At 64.1% G+C, this 12,817-nt stretch carries 11 protein-coding genes; 3 read left to right on the top strand and 8 right to left on the bottom strand.

Annotated features, from left to right (window positions below; all coding sequences use genetic code 11):
* Positions 1-287 precede the first annotated feature (287 nt).
* Genes AYJ54_RS25165 through AYJ54_RS25145 form a run of 5 tightly spaced genes read right to left on the bottom strand, consistent with a single transcriptional unit; the run spans position 288 to position 5,182 of the window.
* Positions 288-1,019, bottom strand: coding sequence for an aspartate/glutamate racemase family protein (locus AYJ54_RS25165; RefSeq protein WP_063703020.1), 732 nt, complete (start codon positions 1,017-1,019; stop codon positions 288-290).
* 4 nt (positions 1,020-1,023) lie between these two features.
* Positions 1,024-1,902, bottom strand: a complete 879-nt coding sequence (locus tag AYJ54_RS25160; RefSeq protein ID WP_063703018.1) for an ABC transporter permease — start codon at positions 1,900-1,902, stop codon at positions 1,024-1,026.
* A 3-nt stretch (positions 1,903-1,905) separates the two neighbouring features.
* Positions 1,906-2,865: an ABC transporter permease gene (locus AYJ54_RS25155; RefSeq protein WP_063703016.1), complete on the bottom strand. Its 960-nt coding sequence runs from the start codon at positions 2,863-2,865 to the stop codon at positions 1,906-1,908.
* Positions 2,865-4,154 (bottom strand): ABC transporter substrate-binding protein, encoded by a 1,290-nt coding sequence (locus tag AYJ54_RS25150; RefSeq protein WP_063703014.1) that lies wholly within the window; start codon positions 4,152-4,154, stop codon positions 2,865-2,867. Before AYJ54_RS25150 ends, AYJ54_RS25155 begins: the two co-directional genes overlap by 1 nt.
* 41 nt (positions 4,155-4,195) lie before the next feature.
* Entirely contained in the window at positions 4,196-5,182 is a 987-nt protein-coding gene (locus AYJ54_RS25145; protein WP_063703011.1) for an ABC transporter ATP-binding protein, read from the bottom strand.
* Between the two features lie 255 nt (positions 5,183-5,437).
* Between AYJ54_RS25145 and AYJ54_RS25140 the strand changes: the two genes are divergently transcribed.
* From AYJ54_RS25140 to AYJ54_RS25130, 3 genes are all read left to right on the top strand, one after another.
* Positions 5,438-6,145: a GntR family transcriptional regulator gene (locus tag AYJ54_RS25140; RefSeq protein ID WP_063703009.1), complete on the top strand. Its 708-nt coding sequence runs from the start codon at positions 5,438-5,440 to the stop codon at positions 6,143-6,145.
* A 187-nt stretch (positions 6,146-6,332) separates the two neighbouring features.
* Positions 6,333-7,694 (top strand): metal-dependent hydrolase family protein, encoded by a 1,362-nt coding sequence (locus AYJ54_RS25135; protein WP_063703007.1) that lies wholly within the window; start codon positions 6,333-6,335, stop codon positions 7,692-7,694.
* A 423-nt stretch (positions 7,695-8,117) separates the two neighbouring features.
* A complete protein-coding gene (locus tag AYJ54_RS25130; RefSeq protein ID WP_063703368.1) occupies positions 8,118-9,875 on the top strand; it encodes a CYTH and CHAD domain-containing protein in 1,758 nt (585 codons plus the stop codon).
* A 122-nt stretch (positions 9,876-9,997) separates the two neighbouring features.
* On the opposite strand, the gene AYJ54_RS25125 is transcribed toward AYJ54_RS25130, so the two are convergent.
* From AYJ54_RS25125 to AYJ54_RS25115, 3 genes are all read right to left on the bottom strand, one after another.
* Positions 9,998-10,624, bottom strand: a complete 627-nt coding sequence (locus tag AYJ54_RS25125; protein WP_063703005.1) for a transglutaminase-like cysteine peptidase — start codon at positions 10,622-10,624, stop codon at positions 9,998-10,000.
* A gap of 330 nt (positions 10,625-10,954) precedes the next feature.
* Positions 10,955-11,566: a PilZ domain-containing protein gene (locus AYJ54_RS25120; RefSeq protein ID WP_063703003.1), complete on the bottom strand. Its 612-nt coding sequence runs from the start codon at positions 11,564-11,566 to the stop codon at positions 10,955-10,957.
* Between the two features lie 67 nt (positions 11,567-11,633).
* A complete protein-coding gene (locus AYJ54_RS25115; protein WP_063703001.1) occupies positions 11,634-12,800 on the bottom strand; it encodes an MFS transporter in 1,167 nt (388 codons plus the stop codon).
* Positions 12,801-12,817: the final 17 nt, after the last annotated feature.

Below are 12,817 nucleotides of genomic sequence, written 5' to 3'. Positions count from 1 at the left end.
TCGAAGGCTGGATGGTCATACGGTAAGCAATGAATGCTCGACCGTCGAACCTCTCCAGGACCTCGTCGCAGGCAGGGCATCGATACTCGCCCTTATTCGCCGGCGGCGTCGCCAGCTCAAGCCGGCGAAAACCGGCACCACACGCCGAGCACGTCACATCGTCCTTTTTCATGCATACCCCGTAGAAATACTGGTGCGGCTTCTTAGCACAGGTTAGGGCAAAACTTGGGTTGCTTGCTTGTCGAGCGTCAAAAAAAGATCATGTTGCCGGGCCGCTGACCGAGGCGTTACGGCTGAAACGGCGACAATAGGCCGGAATAGGTCTTTGTGCGCGGCGGGGCATAGGGCCCGAGGCGAGAGGTCTTCAGCCCGAGCCGCACCAGCCCTTCAGCCAGCGTCACCGCGGCGGCGACACCGTCGACCACGGGCAGGCCGTGCATGCCGGCGAGTTTGGTTGCGAGGTCAGCCATGCCGGCACAGCCGAGCACGATGGCTTCAGCGCGGTCGTCGCGGATCGCGGCCGTGATCTCCGCGGAGATTTTTGCGAGCGCCTCAGTATTGCGCTCCTCGAGCGCGAGCACCGGCACCTCGGCGGCGCGGACGCGGGCGCAGCGGTCGGCGAGGCCATACTTCTTCAGATTATGTTCGATCGGCACGACGGAGACGCCGAGCGTCGTCACCACGGCAAAGCGCGCCGCGATCAGGCTCGCCATGTGGAAGGCGGCTTCGCCAATGCCGATCACCGGCGCCTTTGCAGCGGCGCGCGCGGCGTCGAGGCCGGTGTCGTCGAAGCAGGCGATGATGTGGACCTCGGCGCCGTCGCGGTCGGCTTCGCGGATGCAGCCGAGCATGCCGGGCACGGCAAAGGCCTCGTCGTAAAAGCCCTCGATCGAGACCGGGCCCATCGTGGGCTGGCGTGCATCGATTACGGTGTCGGGCAACGCCGCCGCGCGCGCGGCGGCGGCAATCTTCGCCGTCATTGACGCCGTGGTGTTGGGATTGACGACGTGAAGTCGCATCGCTTCAGACCAGCCCCTTGCCGGCGTCCGAGCCTTTGGCCGCCTGCCGTTTGTTCAGCATGTGGATGGTGCCGAGCGCAAGCGTGATGACGGCAAAGGACACAGCCGAGATCACGGTGCCGAGTGCATAGATGTCGGGTTTCGTCACCGTGGTGGTAAGGCCCTGGAGATCGAGCGGCAGCGTGTTAACCGGTCCGATCGCCTGGCTGGAGCGGGCGAGTTCGTCCCAGGACAGCGTGAAGCCGAACAGGCCGATGCCGATCACGGAAGGCAAAATGATCGGCAGCACGACGTAGCGGAAGGTCTGCCACGGCGTCGCGCCGAGATCGCGCGCGGCCTCCTCGAGCCGGGGATCGAAACGGTTGAAGATCGCGAACATGATGAGCAGGCCGAACGGCAACGTCCAGGTGAGGTGTGCGCCGAGGCCGGAGGTGAGCAGGCCCATCGAGGTCTCGAAGTTCTCGTTCCAGTGCGCCTTGATCAGATCGTCGATGATGCGGAATTCAAGCGAAATGCCGAGCGAAGTAATGATGGAAGGAACAATAAGACTCGCGATCGCCGAATAGAACAGGATGCTCTGCGCCTTGAATTTTCGGCGGAACGCCATGCCGGCGGCGACGGACAGTACGACGGTGACCGCCATCACGACGAGGCCGAGCAGCAGCGAGCGCCGGAAGGCGGCGCCTAGATCGACGATGCCGGTGCCCTGGAACAGTTTTGCCAGCCAGTAGGTCGACACCCCGTTCATCGGGAAGGTGAGGCCGCCCTGCGGCCCCTGGAACGACAGGATGTAGATCGCGATCATCGGCCCATAGAGAAACAGCACATAGGCCGCGAAGAAGATCGCGAGCACGTAGAAGCTGCGCGGGCGTCCTTCCTTCATCACTTACAGCTCCTTCCGGATGTCGACGATGCGCGACATCATGGTGATGATCAGGAAGGTGATGGCGAGCAGGATCACGGCGTTCGCGGCGGCCGCCGGGAATTGCAGCGCGTTCAGCCGCGTCTCGATGATCTTGCCGGCGGCGGCGATCTGCTGGCCGCCCATCACGCCGATGGTGATGAAGTCGCCCATCACGATGGTGATGACGAAGATCGAGCCGATCACGATGCCGGGTTTTGCAAGCGGAATCACGACGTTGACGAGCGTCTGGAAGCCGGTCGCGCCGGCGTCATAGGCCGCCTCGATCAGCGACTTGTCGATGCGCACCATCGAATTGAAGATCGGCACCACCATGAAGAAGGTGAAGAGGTGCACGAGCGCCAGCACCACGGAGAATTCGGAATAGAGCAGCCATTCGACCGGCTGGTTGATGAGGCCGGTCTTGACCAGTCCGGAATTCACGAGCCCGTTGCGGCCGAGCAGCGGGATCCAGGCGATCATGCGGATGACGTTGGAGGTCCAGAACGGGATCGTGCAGAGCAGGGACAGTCCCATCTGCCAGGTCTTGGACTTGACGTGGAAGGCGAGGAAATAGGCGACCCAGAAGCCGATGAAGAGCGTGATCGCCCAGACCATGAAGCACAGCTTCAGCGTCTTCAGATAGGTCTTGCCGATCGTGCAGAGATCGGGGAGCTGCGCGATGCAGCCTTCGAACGTATCGCTGTAGCCGCGCCCCGAGAAGGCCGGCAGCAACTGGTACTCGTTGTAGTCCCAGAACGAGACGATGACGACGAACACCAGAGGGATCAGGAAGAAGGCGAGAAACACCAGCATCATCGGCCCGGCCTGGAGCCAGGAGATAAAGGAGGGCGACAGGCGCGCCGCTTTCGCGTTGCGCGCCGTGTCTGATCCCCGGGCGAGGCCCGGGGATGCCTGATGCAGGATGTTTTCGGAGGTGTCCATCACGCGGCGATGAACTCGTTCCACTTGCGGACCATGTAATCGTTCTCGTCCATCACGGCGTTCCAGCACGCGACCGCGCCCATGCGATCCTCATAGGAGCCGCCGTCGCGCACCGCGCCGGCCTTTTCCAAGAGCGAGCCGTCGGGCGCCTTGATGTCCTTCTCGGCCGGCTTGCCTTCCATCCAGTAGGCCCACTCGTAAGGCTCCATGTGCGCCTTAGCGGTGGAGAGCACGGCGGAGTAGTAGCCCTGGCGGTTGAGATAGGCGCCGGCATAGCCGGACAGGAACCAGTTGACGAACTCATAGGCCCAGTCGAGCTTCGCGCCTGACACGCCCTTGGAGACGCAGAAGCCCGAGGCCCAGGAGCGGTAGCCTTCCTTCAGCGGCTGGAAGGTGCAGGCGATGCCCATCGAGCGCACCTTCGTCACCGCCGGCGACCACATCGACTGGATGACGGTTTCACCCGAAGCCATCAGGTTGACGCTCTCGTTGAAGTCCTTCCAGAAGGCGCGGAACTGACCGGCCTTCTTGGCCTCGGTCATCACCTTCATGGTGAGATCGATCTCTTCCTTGGTCATGTTGCCCTTGTCGGCATATTTGTATTTGCCGGTGGCTTCGACGACCATCGCGGCATCCATGATGCCGATCGAGGGGATGTTGAGGATCGAGGCCTTGCCCTTGAACTCGGGGTTGAGCAGCTCCGACCACGAGCTGATCGGCCGCTTGATCAGGTCGGGCCGGATGCCGAGCGTGTCGGCGTTGTAGACGGTCGGAATCAGTGTGACGAACTCGGTCGCGGACTTCGCGAACGTCTTGGAGTCCTTGCCTTCGAGATAGAGCACCTTCCAGGGTGCGGTGCCCTGATTGCCGATCTTCTTGCCGCCGGGCGTCTCGCCCTTGGTGAAGACCGGCGTGATGTTGTCGAATTCCTTGATCTTCTTGGCGTCGAGGGCAAGGATGTTACCTGACGGCACCAGCTTCTTCAGCGAGAAATATTCGGTGTCCAGCACGTCGAAGGAATTCGGCTGGGTCATCACGCGCTTGGTCACGTCGTCGGTGGTCGCGGTGATGTATTCGATCTTGATGCCGGTGTCCTTCAGGCACTGCTTGGAGATGTCGTCGCCCTCGTTCACGGCGGTGCCGAGATAGCGCAGTACCTTCGTCTCGGCCGATTTCACATAGGGAAAGCCTGTGATGGCGCCGGAGCCGGCAGCGAGGCCGGCGAGACCCGCGGTGCCCTTGAGTAGCGTGCGGCGGCTGACGCCGGTCGTCCTGGTGGTCTCGGTCATATCAGTCACTCCTCTGTTGCGCATTGTCATTGAGGTCGGCGCTATTGCAGGCGCTGCGCCTTGGCGGGATCCCAGGTGGCCAGCACGCGATCGCCCGGACGGAACGGGTGGACGTCGAAGGTGGCTTCGGGAACGTGGGAGAACAGGGCGGTGCCGTCGTCGAGCGTGAGCGAGACGGCAATGTACGAGCCCTGGTACTCGGTCTGGGTCAGCAGCGCCGGCGCGCCGAACGCGCCGTCGGCGAACGGCACGATGCCGAGCTGATCGGCGCGCACGGCGATGAGGTTGCCGGCGTCGCTGAGGACGTTGTGGCCGCCGATGAAGCGCGCCACGAATTCGGTGCGGGGATGATGAAAGATGTCGCGGGCGCTGCCCTGCTGCTCGATCCTGCCGTGGTTCATCACCACGATGTGGTCGGCAAGCGCCATCGCCTCTTCCTGGCCGTGGGTGACCTGGATGAAGCTGATGCCGAGCTCGCGCTGGAGCCGCTTCAGCTCGCCGCGCATCTTGACGCGCAGGAACGGATCGAGCGCGGAGAGCGGCTCGTCCAGCAACAGGATCTGCGGCTCGGTGATCAGCGCGCGCGCAAGCGCGACGCGCTGCTGCTGGCCGCCGGAGAGCTGCGCCGGGAGCCGACCTGCATAGGGGCTCATCGCCACCAGCTCTAGCAATTCGCCGGCGCGCTTGTGCCGCATCGCGCGGTCGACGCCGCGCATTTTCAGGGCAAACGCAACATTGTCGAGCACGGTGAGGTGAGGAAACAGCGCGTAGGACTGGAACATCATCGCCGTGCCACGCTTTGCGGGCTCCAGGTCCGTGACGTTCTGCGCGCCCAGGATGATGTCGCCCGCGCTGACGGCCTCGTGGCCCGCGATCATCCGCAAGGTCGAGGTCTTGCCGCAGCCGGAGGGGCCAAGCAGGCAGCAATAGGTGCCGGCCGGGATCTTCAGGTTGACGTTGTCGACCGCCAGCGTTGTGTCATAGCGCTTGGTGACGGCGACCAGTTCGAGAGCAGCGGGAGTGGCCATGGCGTGTCCGCGAGGAGGGCGATGCTCCGCCTCTCTCCGCAAGGTCCGTGCCAACTGCCTCTGGCCAACCAAATTCCAAAACTGTGCAGCGGAGTCAGATCGTTAGGTCGAATCCGGCGTACCTGGGCGGCTCGCTTTGTGCGCAGTGGTCTGCACACAAAACGGGCGCAGATTGTATAAAGTTTCGCCTGTGATTGGATACAGCTCGTCGACTAACATTCGAGGCCGATATTCGCCGATCGAGCCCTCACATCCATGGCCGCCAAGACCCGACCGAAATCCGACGCGCCAGATGCGAGCGATCGCGTCAGCCGCATCCGGGAAGGCGTGACCGCGGCGATCCTCGAGCATCGCCTGCTGCCGGGTACAAAACTCGGCGAAGACGAGATCGGCGAGATCTATGGCGCCAGTCGCACGCTGGTCCGCACCGCGCTGCAGCAGCTTGCGCACGAGGGGATCGTCAACATCGAGAAGAACCGCGGCGCCTTCGTCGCACGACCCACACCCGCCGACGCGCGCGAGGTATTCGAGGCGCGTCGCCTGATCGAGCCGATGATCGTCGACCGTGCCATCGATGCGGTGTCACCGGCCTGGCTCGATCGGCTCAGCCACCATCTCAGTGAAGAGCGCGAGGCAGAGCGGCGTGGCGACGCGCGTGCCTCGGTCCGGCTCTCCGGCGAGTTTCATCGCCTCGTCGCCGAAATGTCCGGCCACGGCATCTATCTCGGCTTCCTCAAGGAGTTGATCGCGCGCTCCTCGCTCATCATCCTGCTCTACCGCCGCCACGACACGCCCGCCTGCGGCACCGATCATCACGCCGAGATCGTCACCGCGATCCGCAAGCGCGACCGGGAGGCGGCGCGCGCGCAGATGCTGTCGCATCTTCGGGAAATCGAGGCCGAGCTGTTTTTGAAGGACCCTGCCGCCGACGAGCTGCGGCTTGCGGATGTGCTTGGCGCGTGAGTGCGTCCCGCGCGCGCTGACGTTGCGGTCAACAATGTCTCTTTGATTCAACTGCACGCGATCATTGCGATCTCTCATCAAAGCAGATGGCAGCACTGCGCAAAGCCGCGATGGTTGTAAGTTGACGGAAACTAAACGTAGGCGTCAGACTCACGCCACATAGCCCTGCACTCTACGGAGACTGGACATGTTGGGTTTGAGGATGCCGGCCAGCGTCTCCCGGGCGGCCGCATTGTTTGCGGCCGTTGCATTTGTCCTCGGCAGCCCGTCGTCCGCATCGGCCCAGCAGGACGCCGCCGTCCTGTTCCGCAATGTCCGGATCTTCGACGGCAAGACCGGCACGCTGTCTGCTTCCTCCAGCGTCCTCGTCAGGAACAAGACGATCGAGAAGATTTCGACCGGCGCCATTACGGCCACGGCGCAAGTGATCGATGGCGGCGGACGTGTTCTGATGCCGGGGCTGATCGATGCGCATTGGCACGCGATGCTGGTGCGGCCGACGCCGGCAGCAGTCCTCTCAGGCGATGTCGGCTACAACAATCTGCTTGCGGCTGCGGAGGCGACCGCCACGCTGATGCGCGGCTTCACTACCGTGCGCGACATGGGCGGGCCGAGCTTTGGCTTGAAGCAAGCCATCGACGAGGATCTCGTCGCCGGTCCCCGCATCTATCCGTCCGGCGCCATGATCACCATCACCGGCGGCCATGGCGACTTCCGGCAACTCGCCGATCTGCCGCGAACGATCGGCGGGATGCTGAGCCGCATGGAGCAGATTGGCGGCAGCATGGTCGCCGACAGTCCTGACGAGGTCCGCGTGCGGGCGCGCGAACAGCTCATGCAGGGCGCCTCGCAGGTCAAGCTCACGGCAGGTGGCGGGGTGGCCTCGCCCTTCAGCCCGCTCGATGTCTCCACCTTCACCGAGCCCGAGTTGCGTGCGGCGGTCGAAGCCGCCGAGAACTGGGGCACCTATGTCGCCACCCACGCCTACACGCCGGTCGCGATCCAGCGCTCGATCGCTGCCGGTGTGAAGTGCATCGAGCACGGTCATCTCATGGACGATGCGACCGCCCGCCTGATGGCGGAGAAGGGGATCTGGTTGAGCACGCAGCCGTTCCTGGATCTCGCCGGTGCAGCTGCGCTTGGACCTGCAGAGCAGGACAAGATGCGGCAGGTGGTTGCCGGAACAGAGAGGGTCTATGCGCTGGCGAGGAAATACGGGATCAAGACCGCATTCGGCACCGACGTCCTGTTCTCGAAGGCGCAGGCCGAGCAGCAGGGCGCCATGCTGGCCACCCTCACGCGCTGGTACACGCCGGCCGAAGCGCTGACCATGGCGACGTCGACCAACGCGGAACTATTGAGCCTGTCGGGCCCGCGAAATCCCTATCCCGGTAAGCTCGGCGTGGTCCAGGAAGGCGCGCTCGCCGATCTCCTGGTGGTCGACGGCAATCCGCTCGACAACATCAGGCTCGTCGAGGATCCCGCGAAGAACTTCGTGGTGATCATGAAGGACGGGAAGATCTACAAGAATAGTCTGGCGCACCGATAAAAGTGTGCAACGATCGCGCCTTCGCACGGCCGCAAGGCGGTATGGCTTTGGAATTAGACTGCTTCTAATCGCGACGGTCCGCAACCGGCTCCCTGCGAGGCGGAGGAATTGCAACATCAGGGGTTGCAAGCGGCCTCGGAGGGGTCGTCACGATCTGGGGCCTGTCATCGGACGCGTGACTTCTCAGCGTCTCCAGGACCAGAAAAAATTTTTCGGCTAACATGAGTCAAGCTCGCTGACGAATTCATCTCCGTCGAAGTGGTCGGATCGATGAAGATTCAATCACTTGCGGCGTTGAGCCGCAAATGAATTCGCCGGCAAGGCGATTTCGGGAACTTCCCCGGAAGTTTGACGTCGCTGTTCCCCGTCGGCGACGATGGCTATATGTTATCGAACTGTCATCGAATCGTCATGTCATCCGGAATGTTAAAACGCGACGCAACGCCGGCCCGCAAGAATCCGAGCGGATTGAATGGGCTGGACGGGAATCCTGTCCCTCAGGACAACACGAGGGCGGAGCAGTCCGTCGCTTCCTCCACGCAACTATCCGAACAGCCGACGCTCGTCGAGGACGCTGCGCTCGAGGAAGCGCCGCCTCGGGGCGAGACGGCCGCGCCGGAGCGACCTCTGCCAAACGGTGCCGCCGGTGAAATCGAGCTCAAGCTTCTCGTCGATGCCGATCGCATGGCGCATTTCAATGCCGCGCCGATCATCGCGGCGAACGCGCGCAACAAGGGCTCACGAAAGCATCTCAAGTCGGTCTACTATGATACGCCGGAGCGGACGCTTCGGCGTGGCGGATTGAGCTTGCGCGTTCGCCAGAGCGGCGCGCGCTTCGTGCAGACCGTGAAGACCGATGCTGCGGACGATCCCCTTCGCCGCGGCGAGTGGGAGGCGAGCGTCCCGTCGATGGCGCCCGATCTCGCTCTTGCGATGCCCTTCGTTCCGGCCAAGCTTCGCGATGATCTCGAAACGCAGCCGCTCGAAGCAGTCTTCACCGCCGACATCCGTCGCCACGCACGCATCGTTGATCTGCCGTCCGGAACGGTCGAGGTCGCGTTCGACCAGGGCGTCCTGAAGGCGGGCGATCGGTCGATGCCCGTGAGCGAGATCGAACTGGAGCTCAAGAGCGGCAGCGCGGGCACGATCTACGAGATCGCGCTGCGGCTTGCCGAGCATGGATCGCTGAAGCCGTCGATCCGGACCAAATCGGCGCGCGGCTTTGACCTTGCCGCCGACACGCCGCCATCCGCAAGGCGACCGCGCAAGCTTCGCCTTGGCCCGTCAGTCACGCTCGACGAGGCCTTCGCGACGATCCTGCGTTCCTGCTTCCACCATCTGCTTCAGTCCCTGCCGGCCGCCGAGGATGGTCGCGATCCCGAAGGCGTCCACCAGCTTCGGGTCGCGCTGCGCCGGCTGCGATCGGCTCTCGATCTGATGCGATCGGTGGGCGCGTTGAGCAATCTCGACGCGCTGCGGTCGGAAACAAGATGGCTGGCGCAAAATCTGTCCGGTGCGCGCGACTGGGACGTCTTCCAGCTCGACACGTTGCCGACGATCGCGAAGGCCTGTCCCTCGGTCGCCGGCTTCGACGCCCTGGAACAAGTCGCGGCCAAACGCCAGTCGGACGCCTATCGAAAGGCGCATCTTGCGCTCGATGATCGCCGCTGCGCCATTTTCCTGATCGGCCTCGGCGGCTGGATCGAGACGCGGGGCTGGCGCAACGATGTTGCCGCCGAAGATCTCGGCCGGCTCGCCGAGCCCGCCGTCAACTTTGCAGAGCGCATCCTGTCGGAGCAGTATGCGAAGGTGCTCAAGCGCGGCCGCCGCTTCAAGTCGCGCGCAGCAGATGAGTTGCATCGCTTGCGGCTGGCGACGAAGAGGCTGCGCTATCTCGGCGAGTTCCTGCTGCCGCTGTGCGAGGATCGCAAGGCCGCGAGGCGCTTTTCCCGCAGGCTTGCCGATTTGCAGGAGGAACTCGGCGCCTTCAACGACATGGCGATCACGGCCTCGCTGCTCGACGGCGTTGGTGCCGAGGTGCCCGACAGCGCCAACGCCGCGGCCGCGATCGCCGGCTGGCAGGCGCGCGCGTCGGTCGGCGTCGGGCCGTCCTTGCGTACCACGTGGCGGGACTTCACGGCCGCGCGGGTGCCCTGGTCGCGGCAAGCCCGGCAGGAGTGACTGCGTTCGCATCCCCCAAAAAGTTGCGGCCAGCCATTGGGGGATGGCTGGCCGCGCGCGAACCGGTCTGGGACGGGGAGGGGTGGGGATGTGACCGGGTCGCGTAACTCGTTTCTCGTTGACTACTGATCTTTTGCGCTGGCGGTGGAGACCGCCGGCTTGGTATCGCCGAGCGAGACCCAGACGTTGGGATCGCCCTGCGACTGGCGCTTGACGAAGCGGTAGCCGGTCTCCGTCCAGGCCACGACATTCTCGTTCTGATTGTCGAGAATGAATTCGCCCTTGTCGGTCTTCACCGTCAGCACCGCGTGCCCTTCGCCCTTCTTGTCGCGCACGACGGTGATGAGCAGGGCCTCGCGCGGCCATGCGGCATCGATCAGCATCTTGCGCTTCAACAGCACGTAGTCTTCACAGTCGCCGTAACCATCGGTCGGCAGCGACCACTTCTCGATCACGCCCCAGTGCTCCTGATCGGTCAAAGGCTTCACGGTCTCGTTGACCCAGCGATTGACCTTGAGGAGGTCGCGCCACGCCGCCTGCGACATCACGATGTCGCGCGGCTGTGACGGACCGCCCTGGCATTGGGCGGTATTCTCCGCACAGAACTCGACCCAGCCGATCGGCGCACGCGTGGTGTCGCCGAGGCTCGCGTAGAGCAGACGGCCTTCACCGGCCTGCACTGTCGCGCTGATCCCGAAGAGCATGGCGGCGATCGCCAGCCCTTTCCCTTGTCCGCTGAAGTCGAACATCGTGGCCCCCGTTTCTTGTTGGAACCACAATTCGCACGGAGCTTTTGAGTTGGCGCTAAGTCAGCCAAGTCAAGTCGAGACGAATGCAAGTAAAACGTGCCGCGAATTCGATCTATACTTGAATAGAATTCGCGTAAAATTCGAGATTACTGCAATTGATTCAAATTGTAGGGATTAACGCGGAAACGCAGGCGGAACAGCCGATTCCGCGTGCAAGGGGCCCGCGCATTAACCGCGCGGGCGCAGCCGCTGAACGCAGAAAAAACGGCGTCCGCATCGCGGAGGCCGCTTTCGAGGCTTGAAAAGCAGTTGTTTTGCAGCGTTTGCGCTTTACCGCGCGGTAACGCTCTCTTCGAGAGTCTCGGCCGGCTGCTCGTGCATGAACTCCAGCGCGAAGCCATCCTCGAGGTTTCGGACCACCCGGCCCTGGACCCGGCCGAGCAAAACCGTCGATTTGAGCGACGGGCGGTTTTCCGCCGCGATGGCCGCACCGGACAGCGACAGGTCGATGATGCGGCAGGTCATCTTGGTGCCGTCCTCGAGCGTCAGCACCGCGATCGGGTTGCGCGGTACGATACGGTCGTGGCGGCGGTCCTCCGGCAGGTTGAGGATGTCGCGGTTGGCGAGCCATGTGAGCTGGGCGGCGAGCTTGTCCCGCTTGCGCGGCGTCGCGCCGATCGTCATGGCGAAGCCGTTGTCGATGATGCGGGTGATCTTGCCCTCGACCCGGCCGATATGGTCGAGATAGGCGACCACGCGGTCGCCGACATTGCCGATGCCGGGTGCCAAAAGCGCGAGCCCGCCCGGCGACATGTTGATCACCTGGCAGGGGAATTCACGACGGTCCGGCAGCATATAGCGGCCGAGCAGGTGCACTTTCACCCGCTGGAAACGCCGACGCTCCTCGGCGGCCGGAAGAAATTTCTTGTTCGCCAACGCCATTTTCACTACCCGACCCCCGCCCGGGCGGAGTCCGTACGACCCTAAGGTGCATAGGGTTAACGCCGCGTTATGATCTGGCGCGGCGACTACGGACAGAAACAATGCGCGCGAAAAACCACATTAGCGGCGGGCAGGCGAGCACCGTCAGCGCGCCCAGGTCGAGCGCGACGGCGGCAGTCCCCGCCGACTTGGCAAGCCGCCCCGCCACCGCCGGCCCAAGCATCATGGCGGCATAAAAGAGGGTGTAGAACACCCCCATCCCGATCGCCCGGGTCTCCGGCCCGAGCACCCGGGCCGGCAGGCTCATGATCGGACCGGCCGGATGGCCGCCGATCAGGCCGATGAGGACGAGGATTGTGATCACCGCATCCGACCGCGGCAGCCAGGCCAGCAGCAGCGCCACCATGAGGCTCGCCACGACCGCAAGCGTGAACGGCCGCTTGAAGCGGTCGGCGAGATAGCCACCGGCCGGCACCGAGACCACCGACAGCCACATCACGAGGCTGATCGCCGAGCCTGCGGCGGCGATGCTCCAGCCGCGCTCGGCCAGGAGCGAGGGGCCGAACGAGAAGATCATGGCGAAGCCGACGTTATAGAGGCCCCAGATCGCGCCTGCGACTATCACCGCCAGCAGGGCGGGCCGATCGAGCCGCGCCGAGGCGGCGGTGGGCGCGGCTGTCGCGGGCGGCGGCTGATAGAACGCGATCAGCAGGATGCCGATCGCGGTCAACGCGCCCGCCGACAGAAACACCGCGCCGGCGCCATGCGCAGTGCCGATCGCCGGCAGCACCAGCAGCGAGATCGCGACCCCGGCCGGCCAGGAGTTGACGAAGATCGCCATGGCGGTCGCGATCTCCTTTCCGGCAAACCAGTCGGTACCCATCTTGGTGAGCTGCACCGTGAGCAGGACGGCGCCTGCGCCGGAGGCGAGCCGGCCCGCCATCTGCCAGGCCCAGATCTCCGTCGTGGCCATCACCAGACTGCCGGCCGTCATCAGCAGCAGCGCCGCAATGGTCGTGGGCTTGTCGCCGAAGGTGCGGCCGATCGCGCCGCCCGGCAGCGCCAGCACGACGCCCGGCGTGAAATAGAGCCCGATCAGGAGGCCGATATCGGCGAGACCGACGCCAAAGGTCTTTTCAAGCAGCGGCGCGACCGCGGCCACGCTCTGAAACTGGAACGCAATGGTGAGGCGAACGACGAACAGGATCGCAAGAATGCCCCAGCGACTGCGCAACGCCCCATCTCCCGGCA

This window comes from Bradyrhizobium centrolobii, assembly GCF_001641635.1.
Classification (GTDB): Bacteria; Pseudomonadota; Alphaproteobacteria; order Rhizobiales; family Xanthobacteraceae; genus Bradyrhizobium; species Bradyrhizobium centrolobii.
The sequence above is the reverse complement of the archived record's forward strand: the minus strand, read 5'-3'. Positions and strand labels throughout refer to the sequence as shown.

Bases quoted from the DNA above. Each gene is read 5' to 3' on its own strand.
- AYJ54_RS25165 (WP_063703020.1), bottom strand. From the start codon at position 1,019: ATGCGACTTCACGTCGTCAATCCCAACACCACGGCGTCAATGACGGCG.
- AYJ54_RS25160 (WP_063703018.1), bottom strand. From the start codon at position 1,902: ATGAAGGAAGGACGCCCGCGCAGCTTCTACGTGCTCGCGATCTTCTTC.
- AYJ54_RS25155 (WP_063703016.1), bottom strand. From the start codon at position 2,865: ATGGACACCTCCGAAAACATCCTGCATCAGGCATCCCCGGGCCTCGCC.
- AYJ54_RS25150 (WP_063703014.1), bottom strand. From the start codon at position 4,154: ATGACCGAGACCACCAGGACGACCGGCGTCAGCCGCCGCACGCTACTC.
- AYJ54_RS25145 (WP_063703011.1), bottom strand. From the start codon at position 5,182: ATGGCCACTCCCGCTGCTCTCGAACTGGTCGCCGTCACCAAGCGCTAT.
- AYJ54_RS25140 (WP_063703009.1), top strand. From the start codon at position 5,438: ATGGCCGCCAAGACCCGACCGAAATCCGACGCGCCAGATGCGAGCGAT.
- AYJ54_RS25135 (WP_063703007.1), top strand. From the start codon at position 6,333: ATGTTGGGTTTGAGGATGCCGGCCAGCGTCTCCCGGGCGGCCGCATTG.
- AYJ54_RS25130 (WP_063703368.1), top strand. From the start codon at position 8,118: ATGTTAAAACGCGACGCAACGCCGGCCCGCAAGAATCCGAGCGGATTG.
- AYJ54_RS25125 (WP_063703005.1), bottom strand. From the start codon at position 10,624: ATGTTCGACTTCAGCGGACAAGGGAAAGGGCTGGCGATCGCCGCCATG.
- AYJ54_RS25120 (WP_063703003.1), bottom strand. From the start codon at position 11,566: ATGGCGTTGGCGAACAAGAAATTTCTTCCGGCCGCCGAGGAGCGTCGG.